19 protein-coding genes and 1 tRNA gene are annotated in these 16863 nt (G+C 45.3%); 10 read left to right on the top strand and 10 right to left on the bottom strand.

The window, feature by feature from the left end:
* Positions 1-5: 5 nt before the first annotated feature.
* Positions 6-2204 (bottom strand): NAD(P)/FAD-dependent oxidoreductase, encoded by a 2199-nt coding sequence (locus AB3R30_RS02515; protein WP_458647563.1) that lies wholly within the window; start codon positions 2202-2204, stop codon positions 6-8.
* Between the two features lie 141 nt (positions 2205-2345).
* Here AB3R30_RS02515 and AB3R30_RS02520 point away from each other — a divergent pair, with 141 nt between their 5' ends.
* The gene (locus tag AB3R30_RS02520; protein WP_458647564.1) at positions 2346-2588 is read left to right on the top strand and encodes a hypothetical protein; all 243 of its coding nucleotides are present in this window, start codon (positions 2346-2348) and stop codon (positions 2586-2588) included.
* Between the two features lie 105 nt (positions 2589-2693).
* Complete coding sequence (locus tag AB3R30_RS02525) at positions 2694-3848, top strand: pyridoxal-phosphate-dependent aminotransferase family protein (protein ID WP_458647565.1); 1155 nt, start codon at positions 2694-2696, stop codon at positions 3846-3848.
* Between the two features lie 84 nt (positions 3849-3932).
* Here AB3R30_RS02525 and AB3R30_RS02530 read toward each other — a convergent pair whose 3' ends face one another.
* From AB3R30_RS02530 to AB3R30_RS02550, 5 genes are all read right to left on the bottom strand, one after another.
* Positions 3933-4124 carry a DUF2949 domain-containing protein gene (locus AB3R30_RS02530; protein WP_458647566.1) on the bottom strand — a complete coding sequence of 64 codons (192 nt, stop codon included), beginning with the start codon at positions 4122-4124 and terminating at the stop codon, positions 3933-3935.
* Positions 4125-4455: 331 nt separating this feature from the next.
* Positions 4456-5022, bottom strand: a complete 567-nt coding sequence (locus AB3R30_RS02535) for a DUF192 domain-containing protein (RefSeq protein ID WP_458647567.1) — start codon at positions 5020-5022, stop codon at positions 4456-4458.
* Positions 5023-5071: 49 nt separating this feature from the next.
* Positions 5072-5764, bottom strand: coding sequence for a response regulator transcription factor NblR (gene nblR, locus AB3R30_RS02540; RefSeq protein WP_458647568.1), 693 nt, complete (start codon positions 5762-5764; stop codon positions 5072-5074).
* A 216-nt stretch (positions 5765-5980) separates the two neighbouring features.
* On the bottom strand, positions 5981-6898 hold the full coding sequence (locus AB3R30_RS02545; protein WP_458647569.1) for an NAD(+) kinase: 918 nt from the start codon (positions 6896-6898) through the stop codon (positions 5981-5983).
* A gap of 128 nt (positions 6899-7026) precedes the next feature.
* The gene (locus tag AB3R30_RS02550) at positions 7027-8019 is read right to left on the bottom strand and encodes an SDR family oxidoreductase (protein WP_458647570.1); all 993 of its coding nucleotides are present in this window, start codon (positions 8017-8019) and stop codon (positions 7027-7029) included.
* 394 nt (positions 8020-8413) lie between these two features.
* Here AB3R30_RS02550 and AB3R30_RS02555 point away from each other — a divergent pair, with 394 nt between their 5' ends.
* A complete protein-coding gene (locus tag AB3R30_RS02555) occupies positions 8414-8779 on the top strand; it encodes an ArsR/SmtB family transcription factor (protein ID WP_458647571.1) in 366 nt (121 codons plus the stop codon).
* A gap of 65 nt (positions 8780-8844) precedes the next feature.
* Here AB3R30_RS02555 and petM read toward each other — a convergent pair whose 3' ends face one another.
* Positions 8845-8946, bottom strand: a complete 102-nt coding sequence (gene petM, locus AB3R30_RS02560; RefSeq protein ID WP_458647572.1) for a cytochrome b6-f complex subunit PetM — start codon at positions 8944-8946, stop codon at positions 8845-8847.
* A 111-nt stretch (positions 8947-9057) separates the two neighbouring features.
* Between petM and pdxA the strand changes: the two genes are divergently transcribed.
* Together pdxA and AB3R30_RS02570 are read left to right on the top strand one after the other, a co-directional pair.
* Complete coding sequence (gene pdxA / locus AB3R30_RS02565; protein ID WP_458647573.1) at positions 9058-10170, top strand: 4-hydroxythreonine-4-phosphate dehydrogenase PdxA; 1113 nt, start codon at positions 9058-9060, stop codon at positions 10168-10170.
* A gap of 377 nt (positions 10171-10547) precedes the next feature.
* Positions 10548-10769 (top strand): DUF4327 family protein, encoded by a 222-nt coding sequence (locus AB3R30_RS02570; protein WP_458647574.1) that lies wholly within the window; start codon positions 10548-10550, stop codon positions 10767-10769.
* 142 nt (positions 10770-10911) lie between these two features.
* Here AB3R30_RS02570 and AB3R30_RS02575 read toward each other — a convergent pair whose 3' ends face one another.
* Entirely contained in the window at positions 10912-11271 is a 360-nt protein-coding gene (locus AB3R30_RS02575; RefSeq protein WP_458647575.1) for a hypothetical protein, read from the bottom strand.
* 182 nt (positions 11272-11453) lie between these two features.
* On the bottom strand, positions 11454-11804 hold the full coding sequence (locus AB3R30_RS02580) for a hypothetical protein (protein WP_458647576.1): 351 nt from the start codon (positions 11802-11804) through the stop codon (positions 11454-11456).
* A 173-nt stretch (positions 11805-11977) separates the two neighbouring features.
* Between AB3R30_RS02580 and AB3R30_RS02585 the strand changes: the two genes are divergently transcribed.
* The 3 genes from AB3R30_RS02585 to AB3R30_RS02595 all read left to right on the top strand — a co-directional run bounded on the left by AB3R30_RS02585 (position 11978) and on the right by AB3R30_RS02595 (position 14635).
* Positions 11978-12676: a hypothetical protein gene (locus AB3R30_RS02585; RefSeq protein ID WP_458647577.1), complete on the top strand. Its 699-nt coding sequence runs from the start codon at positions 11978-11980 to the stop codon at positions 12674-12676.
* Between the two features lie 223 nt (positions 12677-12899).
* Entirely contained in the window at positions 12900-14459 is a 1560-nt protein-coding gene (locus AB3R30_RS02590) for a metallophosphoesterase family protein (protein ID WP_458647578.1), read from the top strand.
* A gap of 103 nt (positions 14460-14562) precedes the next feature.
* A tRNA-Ile gene (locus AB3R30_RS02595) sits at positions 14563-14635 on the top strand.
* 125 nt (positions 14636-14760) lie between these two features.
* Here AB3R30_RS02595 and AB3R30_RS02600 read toward each other — a convergent pair.
* The gene (locus AB3R30_RS02600; protein ID WP_458647579.1) at positions 14761-15258 is read right to left on the bottom strand and encodes a hypothetical protein; all 498 of its coding nucleotides are present in this window, start codon (positions 15256-15258) and stop codon (positions 14761-14763) included.
* Between the two features lie 331 nt (positions 15259-15589).
* Here AB3R30_RS02600 and pyrE point away from each other — a divergent pair, with 331 nt between their 5' ends.
* Positions 15590-16189, top strand: coding sequence for an orotate phosphoribosyltransferase (gene pyrE, locus AB3R30_RS02605; RefSeq protein WP_458647580.1), 600 nt, complete (start codon positions 15590-15592; stop codon positions 16187-16189).
* 153 nt (positions 16190-16342) lie between these two features.
* The gene (locus AB3R30_RS02610) at positions 16343-16810 is read left to right on the top strand and encodes a hypothetical protein (RefSeq protein ID WP_458647581.1); all 468 of its coding nucleotides are present in this window, start codon (positions 16343-16345) and stop codon (positions 16808-16810) included.
* Positions 16811-16863: the final 53 nt, after the last annotated feature.

A 16863-nucleotide genomic window follows, 5' to 3' on the forward strand; every position in this document is an offset into this window, starting at 1 on the left:
ATATATTAGGGACTTTCACAGTCCATTGTTGATTCGGGTAGGGGCGAAATATTGGGGGATGGGGTCGCAAGAGGGCGATCGCGCTCTACGCTAAATCCTCCGGCTTTTTTCCCTGTTGCTTGAGGTTTTCCCATGCCGTCGGTCATGCCATAGCTGCGTGCTAATAACCACAGCCACAAAGCGGGAAACCTAAGCTCGACCCCAGGTTGAATTTGGCGTATCCAATGAGGAAACCAACTGGCAAATAGCGCACTAATAAATGCTTGCAGCGTGAAATCTAAATAACTGCCGAGCCAACGCAGTAGATCTTTTGCCCCTGCCATTTGCCAAATCCAGAGCAACAAAGCCGGATTTTTCCAGGCAGCCGTCAATGCCATTCGGTTAAATTGTAGCCAACTTACCCGGTCTTTAATGAAGGCTTCAGCGATCGCGGGAGGTTCATTTGCCAAAATGCCAAAGAAGGTATTGAGCATCGCATTCACTCGTTCTGGCGCAATGAATTTTCCGGTAGGCACCATCATCCCTTTAGAAAATAGCCAGGTCACCGCTACATTGCTCTGAAAGGCGCGAATTTGATTCAGGTGATGGGCACTCAATAAATCGTGTTTGAGGGCAGTATCGAGCAAGTGCGTCAGGCGGGGTAGATTTCGCACGAGGGAACCAAACCCAGTAAACACTAAGGGCGATTGCAGAGAAGCAGAATCACCAATGGCAATCAGCCGATCAAACGCCACGGTGCGATCGCGACTGCCCACGCTAAAATGCCCCGGAATATAGCCAAACGTGGGTTTTTTCCACACCAGTTTTTCCATGTCGCAACGGCGATATTCTGGCAAAATCGCAAAAAAGTCTTCATACATTTCCAACAGAGAGCCAGGATTTACTGGATTCACCTGATGGTAGTGAAATAGATAAACGGTCAATTCTTCGCCTTCTGCGGGAAATAGTTCCCAAATTAACTGCCGCCCCCGCGAAATATCTCCATGACTGTTTAGCACATCTCCATAGTGCCGATCCCATACGCCCGGTTCAAACCCGCTAGCAATCACCGCGCCTACTGTCGGACAGACGCTATCAAAGGTACGTCCGCCGTTGAGTTGCCACGCGATTGGCGAAGCGGTGCCCATGGCATCGACCAGAAGCCGACCGCTAACTTCTTTGGCAGTTTGAGTCGGCAAATGCTGACACTGTACGGTGACTTGATCTGTGCCCACATCCGCTTTAACAAACTCTGTTTCATCCCAAATCTCGCCGCCATGCTCCCGCAGCTTAGTGCCACACAGTCGCAGCAGTTTTTCGGCATCTAATCCCACGTTCAGCACTGTCGGTGTATGTAAGACTGGAGCTTTTGCTTGGGGTGGATTATTGGCATCAAAAAACTTATGGAATCCATTGATATATTCGCGGGCGATCGCACTTTCAAACTCAACCAGCGTAAATAGACCCAGATCAATCAGATTTTGAAATTCACTACGGGAAATATTCCATTCTCGGTTCATCTTGCCAAACGGCAACCGCTCAATCAGCAGCACCCGATAGCCCAACCGCGCCATCACCGCCGCATGAATCACGCCCAAAGCACCACCCAAGTAAATCAGGTCATATTTTTCATCTCTGCCCCCTGTTTCCTGTTCCCTGTTCCCTGTTCCCTGTTCCCTCCTAAACACCACCTGCTTCGGCTGCTGAGGATTTTGTACACTTTCTCGCCAACGCTGCTCCCACCAATAGACCCGTTTTAAGTCATATTCCCCATTGGGCATCATTTGAAAATATTTGACGGTGAGAGGATATCGCTCCTCTAAGGCGGCAAAAATCGACTGTTGAGTTAAATCAACTTGGGGGGGAGCCGGATAATTATTGGGAAATTGTTCCCGAATGGATTTGATCAGGTATCTTAAAATATCTTGCTCCCCAGCAAGAGGCTTTCCCCAGCGAAACGCCTTGAGATAGGTGGTGCGCTGAACAGCCCAGACGAAAATCGAAAGCTCGTCTGGCAGGGCAATTTCCTTAGAGATTGTTTTAGGAATTGCAGATTCAGAAATTTTTTGATGTGGAGATGTAGTTGAAAAAGCCCCAATCTTAATTCCTGATGGCGTGATGCTTTTCTCCCCAGTTGTAGGGGCAAAAGCACCTTGTATCCAGAGCTTAACGGCTGCTGTGTCTGGGGTAGGAATTTCAATATAAAGAACCTCTTTCATTTGCATTTATAAACTCCTATGAGCCGCCGCCATCAATCAGGTTAAGAATTTCTTAAATTACGTTAAACTCTGCACAAGTTCGTACGCTGAAAATCTTTAAGTCATCCCCATCCTAGTTTTAATAGTGCTTCTGTTGTTATCTTTGCCATGAATTATTCTATTTCAGCCACCCCTCAAGACGTGTCACCCAAGAAGCCAGTGAGTGAAGAACTCATTGCGGCTGCGATCGCGGGGGTGATTCAAAGTGCCCGTTCCAATGGACAATCCTTGGAAGATTTGATGCGGGACGTTTTGGCAGACGATGCTTTGCTAGATGGGCAGCAGCGGCGTTGTTTAGGAGAAGTTGTGGCGGATGCATGGAAAACGTTACCCAATCCTGACTCTTTATGATCTCACCCTGACAGTAACTCGACGCTTACTCGATAGAGGGGCGATCGCGAAAAGATATAATCCTCAAACGTGACGAACCATTGAATTTTTGAAAGGCTGAGGGAAATGGACAATAAATTGATGCTGATGATTCCCGGACCCACCCCCGTTCCGGAGACTGTGCTGTCGGCAATGGCAAAGCATCCAATCGGGCATCGCAGCGGTGATTTTTCCGCAATCATGGCAGAAGTTACAGAAAACTTAAAGTGGCTGCATCAAACCCAGAATGATCTGCTAATTTTGGCGGCAAGCGGTACAGGTGCAATGGAAGCTGGAATTATTAATTTTCTGAGTCCAGGCGATCGCGTTTTAGTGGGCTGCAATGGTAAGTTTGGCGATCGCTGGGCAGAAGTTTGCGACGCTTACGGGCTGAACACTGAGAAAATCACTGCTGAATGGGGTAAGCCACTCGATCCAGAGCAATTTCGGGCAGTCTTAGAAGCAGATACGACCAAAACTATTAAAGCGGTGATTATCACTCACAGTGAAACCTCGACAGGGGTTTTGAATGATTTGGTAGCCATCAATCGTCATGTTAAAGCTCATGAAGAGGCTTTGATTATCGTCGATACAGTGACCAGTCTAGGCGCAGTCAGCATTCCAACCGACGAACTAGGTCTAGATGTGGTCGCGTCGGGTTCGCAAAAAGGCTACATGATTCCACCGGGGTTAAGCTTTGTTGCTGTCAGCGCTAAGGCATGGAAAGCATACGCCACTGCAAAATTGCCCCGATTCTATTTTGATCTGGGTAAATATAAAAAGGATGCTGCCAAGAACACGACTCCTTTTACTCCTGCAATTAACTTGATCTTTGCGTTGCAGGCAGCTTTACAAATGATGAAGGCAGAAGGATTAGAAAATATCTTTGCGCGCCATCAGCGCCTCACTCAAGCAACGCGAGCAGCAGTAAAAGCAATGGGCTTACCGCTGTTAGCCTCTGATGAGAATGCTAGTGCTGCGATTACAGCCGTGATGCCTGATCAAGTGGATGCAGAAAAAGTCCGCTCGGTAATGAAAAAACGGTTTGATATTGTGTTGGCAGGCGGACAAGATCATCTGAAAGGCAAAATCTTTCGGATTGGACACTTGGGTTTCGTCGGCGATCGCGATATTTTGGCAGCGATCGCGTCTTTAGAAGCCACCTTACAGGAGTTGGGCTATGAACACTTTGCACCTGGTGCTGGAGTTGCCGCCGCTGCTAAGGTCATTGCAAAGCTTTAGATAGGTTGTTCGGGGTTCGGGGTTCGAGGTTCGGGGTCACTTCCTGAATTTTTAACTCCGTACTCTGCACACCGTACTCTGCACTCAAACATTTTCGAGCCAGTCATAAATCCGGTCTAGCTGCTCTAAAGTGACTAAACCGTATTGCCACAGAATCATGGGTAAAGGACCTGGATCTTGCTCTACGTGGCGAAGCGCAATCGCAATAGAAGAAGCAGAAACGGCTAAATCTTCCTGCAAAAAGCGGATTAAACGGGCATATGTTGCTGAACCCATACGACTTTATCTCCCTCAAGGGTCGTCTATTAATTAATCGATTGCTCTTAAAAATGCTGCTGTTGTATTCTCAACAACACAATTTCAAACGATTTGAACTTTTATCCCCACATCAAAACACTCTTTTTATTCAAAAAGCTGTCACAGACAGCAATACACTACACAAAAAACTTACAGATGAATATTTTATGAATAATAGGTTAGGCGATTTGACCCTAGATAAACTCTGTCTCCCGAAAGACTAGCGTATATTTACAGCGAATGATTAATGTAGACCAAAGGATCTACAAAGTTTAACTCTAGAGCGATCAGATTAACTTTATTCGAGTTCTTACAAAGCGTTGTTAATGGGCTTTTTTGAATTGAACTGCACAGGCAGGCGATCGCCTGGTTTAATGCCTAATTCCGCAGCACGCCCCCCCCGCAACTCAATCACCTGATCAATCGCGTCTTTAGGACCATAAACTGGACAGGATTCTGCTTTGCAGGGTGGCACATTGCTAGAAACTGAAACAACCTGCCCATCGCGCAAAAACACCATATCTAAATCAATCACCACATTCTTCATCCAGAAACTGACTGGGCGCGGTGGCGAAAAGGGAAACAGCATTCCATGATTGGCATCCAGCGCAGAACGATACATCAATCCCATTGACTGTTGCTCGGTCGTGCGTGCCACTTCTAGTTGAATCAATTGATCGCCCACTTGGACTTGAGCAGAAACAGGTAACATTTGCCCGACCTTGGCTAGCTCTAGGGGGAATTCTGATGGCTGAGGACTGTTATTTTCAGGTGAAACTGATGCCACTGGAGTAGAACAGCCGCTGATCAATAGTCCCAGAACTAAAACACTTCCTGAAACGATTTGTGTGTAGTGCTGCTGAGTGCGATCGCTCATTCTACTCCATTGCCTCATTTGCTTTTAATTTGAAAAGCCAGCTTCAACATTACGCCTCACGTAAAACGTAACCGACACCCCGCACCGTTTGAATCAGCCGCTTTTCGCCTTCATCTTCAATTTTTAAGCGGAGATAGCGGACATAGACCTCAATGACATTCGATTCGCCTACAAAGTCATATCCCCAAACGTTTTCTAAGATTTGTTCGCGGGTTAGCACTTCGCGGGGGTGTTCCATCAGATATTTGAGCAGTTCAAATTCCTTCATGGTGAGATCAATTGTACGGTTATTCCGAATGGCTCGACGAGTGGCTAGATCTAAGCTTAAATCTCCAAAACGCAATTTTTCTGTTGTTTCCTCATCGGATTTTAAATAAAGCCGTACCAGCTTTAAAAAATCATCGGATCGGTAAGGCTTAAGAAAATAATCATCGGCTCCTGCTTCTAAGCACGCCACCCGATCTTCTACCGTATCTCGCGCCATCAACATTAAGATTGGCACCCGCGTTCCTGTTGCTCGAAGACGATTGCAAAACCAGAGTCCTGATTCTCCCGCTAACATGCGATCGACCACAACAAGTAAAGGCTGCACTTCAGCAATTTTTCGCAGCCCGCTGACGGCATCTAGGGCGATCGCAGTTTCATAACCAGATTCGTGCAAATCTACACTGACATTTTGGGCTAGTGTTTCATCGGTTTCGATCAACAGAATTTGAGTACTATCAGCAGGTGCAGGATTCATAAGCGAAGAAGAGAGGTTTACAAAGGGCAGTCAAAATAGCTTGTTAAAAAATTAGCTTGATGAATGACTAAGTATTAATTCCTAGTGCCACTCTGTTTTAACATAATCTTCTGGCTAAGTTGATTTTCTCGGTTCAACTTTCTCTCTTGGTGTAAATTTTCAGTTTAATCTGACTCTACTAGTTTGATTTCTGTTCCCTAATTTTCTGTTCTTTAGTTAGGGCAGTTCAACTGAGGTTGGCTTGGCGATATGGGGCAATCCCCACCCTAGTTTTTCGCGCAGGATATGAAAGAACTCTGGGGGTTGCAAGCGAATAAACCGGGCATTATAGGGCGATCGCTCAATTCGGACGCGATCGTCTGGCAGCACATAACAGCCGCCATTGCCATCAACCACCATGACCAGCCGAGTCGTATTGGCAGGAAAAATAGTCACAGGTTCACTATTCGCAAACACCAAGGCACGGGAGGCAAGCGAGTGGGGGCAAATCGGCACCAATTGAAGAACAGGAACACCGGGCGTGATCACAGGTCCGCCGGCTGACAGCGAATAAGCCGTTGATCCAGTTGGAGTAGAAATAATTAGCCCATCCGCCGCAATATCCACAGGTGCATGACGACCAATTTCTACCTCAAAATGGCACATGCTCGTTAGAGGTTCTCGATGGATCACCATCTCATTGAGGGATAGAGCTTCCCACAATAAATGTTGGTCTCGAAAAAGTTGCACTCGCAGCGTCGATCGCTCTTCAACATGGTAAAGATCCGATAGAACCGCTTCCAAGGCTTGCGGTAGATGGTTGACATAGGTTTCAGTTAAAAAACCCATGTGCCCGGTATTCACCGTCAGCAGTGGAATACCATAGGGAGCCAATTGTCGGCAGGCAGACAGCACGGTGCCATCTCCGCCTAAAACAACGGCAAAAGTCATATCGCGATCGAAACCAGGAGGATTTAGACTATCGATCGGCGTATTACAAACGGGACCACTGGGGTTTGAATAGCCCAAAATTCCACCAACTCCCGTAGCCAAGTGAACCTCCCAGCCACGAGAAAGTAGCTTGTCTTTAATTTCTTCGGCAATGCGACAAGCAGCGGGTTTAATATCGTTGTAAATGATGCCAGCTTTAGGCACGTCAAAGTTTGGCTAAGGGCTAATAAATCGGTATAAGGGACTATACCATTCTCGGTAATCCACGCGATCGCTTCTCAGTTAATCATTCACAAGGGAAAATAATTATCTGTAAGGGAAAGGTGCGATCGCTAGAAACGAGGATAATTCCGCTGCTTATCCACCTTGTCTGATTTTTTCTTTTGCTTTTTCTGCTTGTCATAATCTAACTCGCGCAGCTTTTTCATAATCCGCTCAAAGTACTCTTGTAAATAGCTTTCTACTGTAGTCGTATCACTTGGATCAAGCCCAAAAGCCGTGTAAGTTTCGTCCATGGGTGCTACTAACGGCTTACCCGTAGCAATCACTTCAGCAAAAGCCAATCGATCCGCAATATTCCAAGTCCATTGGAAAAACTGAGTCACTTGGCGCGTAAATCGGACGACACCGATAGGAACGCGCGTAATTTTGGCATCTCGTCCTGACAACTTCTCACAAAGCTGAATTAGTTCATCGGCGCTCCATGCCCGCGAACCCACGACCGGAAAAGACTTATTCTCAGTTTCAGGCACCTTCAATGCTTGAATCGCAAATTTTGCAATATCTTGGGTGTCCATATATGCCGTTGGCGAAGCAGTTCCCATCACCCAAATCGATTGCCCTTCCAGCATCGGAATCGCATACTGACCAATCAATCCTTGCAAAAAACCACAAGGACGAAGAATGGTGTAATTTAAGCCAGATTCAGCTAAATAGTGTTCAACACACCGCTTAATTTCTAATAGCGGCACTTTAGGATATTTTTCGGCATCCAAGATCGATAGATAAATGAACCGCTCCACGTTTGCAGCCTTTGCCGCTTGAATTAAATTGACGCTCCCTTGCCAATCTACTTGTCGAATGCTCAAAGAGTCAGTTGCTCTGGCAGTTGCGGCATGAATCACTGCTGAAACTCCTTCCAATGCAGGCGGTAGTGATTCAGGCTTACACAAATTTCCCGGTACAAGTTCAGCGCCCCATTCCCTTAAGAAGGCTGCTTTCTTCTGACTTCGCACCAAGCAGCGAACTTCATACCCCTCATCTAATGCTCGTCGGGCGATCTGTCTTCCTAAAGTACCTGTGGCACCAATAACTAAGAGTTTCATGAGGGGTTAAGTAACGAAATTTTAACTTTTACTAAGATACTATCAGAATTGATGAATATCCTAAGAAAATTTGCGGAATAACTTTGATTTTTTAATTTTCTTTTCAACAATTCATGTCAGCAGTTCATGCAAACAACCGGATTCTCTTAGGCATCATTTTATAATTCACAGGAATCATGGGTGCTTGGTTACTATTGTCCAAGTAAATGAGAAATATATAAAGTAGTGTGCTGTACCGTTGGATGCTGTGTCGGTGAATCGATAACATTTCAGATGCTTTACGTTAGTCTAAGGATAAACTAAGCCATCTTTATATATTGATGCTTCTCTGAACATGCCTAATCTTAAGCAAACAGCTATAAATCTTTCTTCAAAAGAAATTGAACAAAGTCGAATGAATGTTCCCAATTGCACCATAGCCCATCCTGTTGATCTCAATCAGGTTCACCAAATTCACCGGGATATTTTAAGTTTAGAAAAATCTCAACGGATGGCAGAGTTCTTTAGCTTATTGGGCGATGGGAATCGTTTAAGAATTCTGTCTGCTTTGGCGCTTCAGGAATTGTGCGTGTGTGATTTGGCAGCGGCGGTAAAAATGACTGAGTCTGCTGTTTCTCATCAACTGCGGACTCTCCGCACTATGCGGCTGGTTGGCTATCGTCGTCAAGGGCGGAATGTGTTCTACTGTCTAAAAGATAGTCACGTTCTGAACCTATATCGTGAAGTTGCTGAGCATTTAGATGAACCTGAAGATTCCTAAAAGCTAGTTGTCGAAGGATGAAGCGATCGCTTCAGAAAAGAGTATTCATCCTTCAACTAGGCTGTTTACTCTTCGCCGCCTTGGACTTTCAACATGACAAATCCTAGTCCTAACCCCACTAAAATTAGGCTAGATGCCAAAATAGCAGCGGTAAAAATTTCTCCCATGAACTGATTGCTCCTTATGCGATCGCGTTAATTAAATCGTGTCAATCGTGTAATACAAGTATCACTACTTATCCAAAATTCTAAACTAGATTGATCCTACTTCCAGTAACAATGGACAAACCCTCCAATCCTCTGTTTCGTCCTCGCTTGGCAATTCCTTTGGGTGACCCGGCTGGAATTGGCAGTGAAGTGATCTTAAAAGCTCTAGCCAATCCGCAGATTCACCAACGCTGTGAGATTACTTTGATTGGCGATCGCCGATTGGTAGAAAAAACGTATTCCGATTTGCTAGACACAGGTATGGAAGACCCATTGGCAAATCCAGATAGTTTAACTCTATGGGATGTTGAACTCGATCCAAAAATTGGGGGGCAGATTCACTTAGGTAGCGGTAATGCAGCTAGTGGTGCAGCTAGTTTTCAATTTTTGGAGCAGGCGATCGCCCAGACGCTCTCTGGTGATTTTGATGCCATTGTCACGGCACCGATCGCAAAATCGGCGTGGAAAGCGGCTGGACACCATTATCCAGGACAAACCGAACTGTTGGCTGAACGAGCCGGAGCTACCCGCTTTGGCATGTTGTTTGTGGCGCGATCGCCTTACACGGGCTGGACATTACGAACTCTTCTAGCAACCACGCACATTCCCTTGAAACAGGTTTCTGCAACCCTAACAGCAGAGTTAATGACGCAGAAACTAGAGTTGTTACTCGACTGTCTCCAGCAGGATTTTGGCTTAGAAACTCCCCATATTGCGCTCGCGGGACTCAATCCACATAGTGGTGAACAGGGGCAACTAGGGCATGAAGAACAAAATTGGCTGATCCCTTGGCTCAATCAGATGCGCGATCGCTTTTCCACAATCACTTTAGAAGGACCCGTGCCACCCGACACACTCTGGGTCAAGCCTGGACAAGCTTGGTTTGGAACAGAGATATCCCGCAAGGAAAGCATTGCGAAGAATGTTCAAAACTCAAAACTCAAAACTCAAAATTATTGTGATGCTTACCTCGCTTTGTATCATGATCAAGGATTGATTCCGGTTAAACTTATGGCGTTCGATCGGGCTGTCAACACCACGATTGGGTTACCCTTCGTCCGAACTTCACCTGATCATGGCACCGCCTTTGATATCGCCAAACAAGGAATTGCAGATGCTACTAGCATGAAAGCGGCGATCGAATTGGCTGTGGAATTGAGCGATCGCCGTCAACTAGCTACCTGAAGCAAAAGCGAAAACTTTAAAAGAATAGAAAAGCGATGCTTTGTAACTTGCTAATCCTAATTAGCTAACTAGAATACAAAAGCTCTACCAGCACCTTTAAGGCTGAAAACAATTCCGCTATTCAACCAAACTGAAACAAAGAATCCAACCAGATATTAGTCAAGGTTTAGTGACTTTTGTAAGTTTTCTTAATATACTCAGAAGAAGATTGGCGTAAAAATACAACTTATACGGTATATCAGGCTACAGATAGAAATTCTTCCTGTCCCCGAATAATTTTTCTACACTTTAAAAAACTTAAATTTTATCTACTCTCTTGATTCGTTCAATAGTGCTACTTGTCGTTTTGATTTGCTACGAAGCTTAGAAGGGTGATTATGCTTCAATCAATTCAGTATTCCTTACCTGTCATTCAAGACGAGGCTCGTCAACTGGTTCAAGAAGGGCTAGTGAGCCGACATCAACCGATCTATATCCTGTGTCAGTATATTCCTGCTCGTGAGTGGGCATGGATTGAATGTGAGTTAGAGCGCTGCAATTTTCTACTGAGAGATCGGATCGGTGACCTAATGGGTTCCGAAAAATGGGAAAACGATTAGCGGCTAATCTGCATTCATTCATCTACCACTCCCGCTATTTTGATCTCAGTTTGAAGAGATCCCAGTTTGAAGACGCATCAACACATTCAAGATTTGGCAAGCAAGTTACTCACCAGATCTTGAATTGGCTGAAGTTGTTTTGCTACTCTTGGTTTCTTAGCTTTTCAAGTTCTGCTCGAATGGTGGCGATTTGAGCAGTAAGTTCCTGTATTTCAGTTTGTACACCAGGAGCGGCTGAGGTAGGCACAGTTGCCGTTGGTGGATAATCGTTTTGGGCACGGCGTTGACTTAAAACGGTGTCTACAAAATTACGCGCGTCTTGCTCAGTTGATTCTCCCTTAACTGCCCATTCATCGGCAAGTTGACTCCATTCTTGGCGAAGTTTCGATAGGTTTTCATGTCGTTTTTGTGGGTCTTGAACTACTTCAATCAAGGATGCCGTTGCCCCTAGCGTGACACGAAAACCATTTTGCAGTAGCTGAATTAATGTCTCAGAATTCATGAGGTGTGGTTCCTTAAGTATCAAGGGAATGGTTTCTAAATATCTTCTAAATATTTGGCGTAGGGTCTGTGCAGCGATCGCTTTTCAATCAAAGCTTTTCACAGAAACTATAAAAGTTCTGAATGAAAAACTGCAACGATTCTACTGTAATCTTGCTAATTTCTGCCTGAGATATCGCGATTCTAACTAGCTTGATCTAGATATTGGTTCACGTCGTCTACCAAGCGGCTAAGCTCGGCTTCAGTGGTCAGGCGAATGCGATCGTCTCTAAGGGTGATCAGCACTTTTGCGGCAAAGGGCGAAGACCAAATATTGGGATTACAGAAGATTTCTAGAAAAACATCCCCGGTATATCGATACTCCATCGGTTTCTGCGGCTTTGGTTTGGTTGCAGGCGACCCTTTGGTCGCAACAATTTTGAGGCTAGTCATTAACTCAGCAATGTGAGTTTGTAGCGTGTGGGCGGCTTCAGGAGCAAACTGCAACGAAACCGATCCTTCAATGAGATTAAGCGTTAGTGGGGGAGTAGGCATGTACCGAAAAACCGAATGATTGGCATTCTTATGGTACGGGGCAACGGGCGCAAACGCGATCGCGCTAGGCAGAATTAGGGCGATCGCCTTTTGTCGAGTGCTACACTTCTCTAGACTCGACTTAGGCTATTCCTTAAATCGGTGTTTGCTTAAAGATGGGAAAGAAAAAATCTTTGAATGCAAAACGGCTTACCAAGCAGCAGGTTCAAGAACTCATAGAATCTGAGGGAACGCTGCATACAGAATTTACAGATTTTTTTGAGGAAACCTACAGCACTGGATACAAAAATCAACCTCAAGTCTATGAATTAATCGGTGATAGGTTTCTGTTTGTTTTTGACCCTAAAGGAATTTCCCTCCCTGGCAAAGGCGACATTTACTCTAGAGATCATTTTTTACACTGGATTCGCTGGCATCAGAGGGTTAGAGAAGACTATGTTCATGGTCGCGGCAATTCTGTAAGTCATTGGAAGTATTATTCAAAGCACAAAGTAGAGCTTATTAACAAGATTCCTGAATTAATCGATGAGCTAATCGGCTGTCTAAACATTTCACCCGATCAGCTAGATTCTTCCTATAAAAGCTTAGATATTGTATCTAGAAAAGCTGAGGATCATGGACTGGAAAAAATTCAAGCGGAACTATACGACAATCTAGTCGCCTATGTGGGTGAGGTTATGCGACATCGAGTAGCAGGGCGTTGGGTTATCAGAGAAGACTATCCCGGTTGTGAATATCCTATTATTAGCGCGAATGAGGGTGTGCTAATGCCGATTAATGTGGTGTGGCAAGAGTTGTATGAGTATGAGCCAATGAATTTACGTAAGGAAACTGCGAACGAAGTCCGACGTTTTTCACTGAGATATCGCTGAATATACAAAGTTTCTACATGGAAGTAGTTGCTCTGCGTTGTCATTCTGGTGTTGGACTGTTGAAAGACGTTGGTGATCCTAAAGCTTGTTTGAAGGGGTAAGTTTCGCGTAGGGTGAGGTCATTCTGACTTAATTTATAGCTTTGTTTAGAGATAAAACTATGGGTCGATCTATTGCTGAAGCAAATCGTGGATAGTGACCTGTAAGTGGAGCGGGTGTAGGAATGACTTTTGTAATCGATCCAGATAGCGCGACGAAGATTGCCAAAATGCAGCAGCGGGTTCGTTGGCGCGATCGCTTAATCGCTCAGAAAAATATTGATCAAACTACGCTGGTGCTAGATGACGGGAGTGATGACAGCCCTGATTTTTCCTTTATGGTGATTGGCGACACGGGTTCCGGCTACCATCGAGGACACAATCCTCAACGGAAAATTGCTGAACAAATGTTGCCTCATCGTCAAGACTGCCGCTTTGTGCTGCATACAGGCGATGTCATCTATTTAGTTGGCTCTAGCGAATATTATCCCAAAAATTTTATTGAACCCTATCGTGAGTTTTTAGCCGGCGGCGATCGCCCTAGTCGCATCACTTACGATCAAATGACTTTCAACCAACCCTTTCTGCCAATTCCAGGAAACCATGATTATTACGATATGCCTTGGTGGTCTGGGGCGATCGCTCAAGCGGCTTCTCCCTTTCGATACCTAGTTCGAGATCGACTCGATTTGGATATAGGCTGGCATGGCTCTGGGCAAGGAAATGCCTATGCTCAAGCCTTTTTAGATTATTTGAAGCGGTTCAACACCGATGCAGAGCTAGAACACCATCTTGACCAACACTACACCGCGAAAACTGATGCGGGGCGATGCCTGCGCTATCAACCTGGAGAATTTACTCGCTTGCCCAATCGCTACTATACATTTCAGGCAGGAGGAATTGATTTTTTTGCACTAGATTCTAATACCTTTAACGCGCCCTTGCCCTTACCCAAAAATCTGGCTGGAGAAGAGGCACGACAGGCACTCTCTCAAAAACGGAATGAACTGGAGCAGGAACAGCGATCGCTGCTTGAACAAGCCGATCGCCTAGATTGCAAACAGCCTGAACAGGAAGAACAGTGGAATGACATTCAGGCAAAGGTAGAGCAATTAGCGGAAATTATTCGCGATATTACGAAACAACTCACTGTAGATGAGACTAGCTTCAGCGATCGCGAACAGTTGGAATGGCTAGAGCAACGCTTGATCAAATCCTGGAACACGGACTCGGTGAGGGGGCGCATTCTTTACTTTCACCATCCGCCCTACGTAACCGAGGCGACCAAATGGCATCAAGCGCAAACCTTAGCAATCCGTCATCGCTTACGGCAAGTGCTAGATGCGGTTGCCAAAGCCGTAAGTAAAAAAGCGGGCGATCGCCCAATCGTTGATTTAGTGATTAACGGTCATGCCCATTGTTTGGAATATCTCCGCACAGCCAACACAAAACACGCAGATTCTGACATGAACTGGATCGTTTGCGGTGGCAGTGGTTTTAGTCTACGGCGGCAGCGACTTGAAGGCTCAGAACTATTAGAAAACCTGGGACATCCCTATCCAGTTGCCCACTCGAAATTATTTATAGGTCGCAGTGGACAAGGTTCTCAGAAACGCCGCCCTTACTCTTTTATTCGGATTGACGTAAAAGACGGATCTCCTCCCCAATTTACGGTTCGTCCTTATGTTGCCGAGTGGTATCAACGCAGGTGGAAAGAATACGCGGTTAACCCTTTTACAATTTAAAGTCGGGTGCCCAGCTATTTGAAGTCTGGCGAATTGCTCTAAGTAAACAGAGTGTTTGCAAAAGCAACCAAAGTTGAAAATCAATATACAATAGATGCAAAACCCAGGGTTGGCCGAGCGGTTTAGGCAGCGAACTCATAATTCGCCCCAGGCAGGTTCAACTCCTGCACCCTGGATTAATTTAATACTGTTAGCCTCTACAGTAGCTTGACTGATGAGTTGCCCGTTAAAGCGGGTTACGGCTCTACTCAATCTACCTAGAGAAGATGTTGTACACCTAAAATTAGCTGCTGTTGCAGGCTTACCAAAGCCCTGGAACTGGACTTTGGGGAATCGGTTTTACTTCTGGTTGTGGCGTTTGGGGAAATAGGATTACTGGGGGTGGTGCTGTGTCATTGGGTAGGACTACAACTGAGGAGGGTAGGTCACGTACAGAGTATTGAAAAGGGGTCGGTAAATCTACTGTGCGAATGATTGGACCTGAATTGACTTGTTTATATAGGACTTCTCGATAGAGTTCATTGATTGCTTTCCCATCACGAGCGATATTGTTTTCGGAGAAAGGACCAAAAAGAAATTTGAGTTGTCCTCCAAGAGTACGGCTGTCATAAAAATTGCGACCGTTGCTGAAAAAAGCATCATCAAATTTTTGGGGAAGTTCTCCAAAGGGAACTCCTGAAACCAGTGGAAACTCTTGGGCGATCGCGGCAGTAGAAAACCCAATTCCAACTGTAGCGGCTACCAATCCTGCGATCGCAGAACGACAGCCAATAGCGATAAAACGACTCTCAAAATTCATGCGATAACTCCTCAAGTTTCTCAATGGTTGGTTACTTAGATAGGTAGACTTAGGATGGGCACTTTTTCAAAAACAATCGCAATTTTTGGCTGCTTTTTTAAGCAAACCGACTAATATCTACTCGTTAGCCTTTCAATTGTACTCATGAGTTTCTAAATTCATGACATCAATTTGGATCAATTTTATGAGTTTATTTTTACGATAGTTCTGGACTATTGGATCATGCAGACGAACGGACTGGGAGACTGTTTTTCTGGGGAGAGCTTTTTTGCAATTTCAGTTGAATGCCTTCGCTCCATATCAATTTATCTCACATTATTTTTAAATATTTATGCCGCTATCCTTGTCATTTTCAACGCTCGAATTACCTGCGCTTCGCCAAGAACTCCTAGATCTGTTTTGTCAAGTTGCCTATCAAGAAGGGGATTTTGTTTTGTCGTCTGGGCAACCCAGTTCTTATTACATCAATGGCAAACAGGTGACGCTTCACCCTCAAGGGGGCGTGGCGGTTGGCAGGTTAATGCTGGCAATGGTGCCGCCTGAATCTATTGCGGTTGCCGGGTTGACCTTGGGAGCCGACCCGTTGGTGACGGCAACCAGTGTGGTAGCTGCCTATGAAGGGCGATCGCTAGCAGCGTTGATCGTTAGAAAAGAAGCCAAAGGGCATGGCACAATGGCGTATGTTGAGGGTCCTAGTTTGCCAGAAAAAAGCTCAGTCACCGTTTTAGAAGATGTGGTAACGACCGGGCAGTCTGCATTGAAAGCCGTCGATCGCCTGCGCGCTGCGGGTTATCAAGTAAATGGCGTACTGGCGTTAGTCGATCGGCTTCAGGGTGGCGCAGAATGCTATCGGCAAGCAGAGATTCCCTTTCAAGCGGTCTTTACGATTTCAGATTTGCAGCACCGGTGGAGTGAATTGCATTCGACATAAGTTTACTGGCTGCGGGATTTTACGGTCGCAAGAGCCTAAATAGTTGTTTAAACTACAAACTATTAGTTGCTTGAGTGATGTTGAGAGTTTTCAGCAAATCACTGAATCAAACCCTAAAACCACTAGGATTGTTTTAAGTGCTGAATACAACATGTGCTGCAATCACCACAAGCCAAATTCTTCAGCGATCGCCCTCACCAGTTGAAAGATAAACCGATGCCTCTTTCGCCAACGAATGCTGAGTTAACATCTTCTACACTGTTAGCAAGTCCAGCCCTATCCTATCTTGACGATATTATTGGTGCCGCCATTTTTGATGTAAATGGTCTGCCGAAGGAGTATTTCACTACTCTTGAAAGCACCAATATGAGTTGGGTTCAAACCATTTTTCAAGCGCTTGGCTTGCGATCGCTGCTGATGTCTTCCTTGCAGCTTGAAAATTTTCACCATGCCACTATTGAAGGACAAGAATACCTCGCAATCATCGTCAAACAGCGCACTCAATATACTGCGTTGTTGCTCCGCCCCACTGAAAACGAATGTTCAGATCAATTGCTGAAGTGGATTCAGAACTTTCAGACTGACACACTCAAGCAACACTCCCGATTTCGAGCCGCTTAGGGAGGCATAAGGAGGGAGGTGAAAAGTAAAAAGTCAGCAGAAATTTATACATC

It is taken from the genome of Sivoneniella epilithica UHCC 1019, from assembly GCF_040830845.1.
Lineage (GTDB): Bacteria > Cyanobacteriota > Cyanobacteriia > Leptolyngbyales > Leptolyngbyaceae > ULC077BIN1.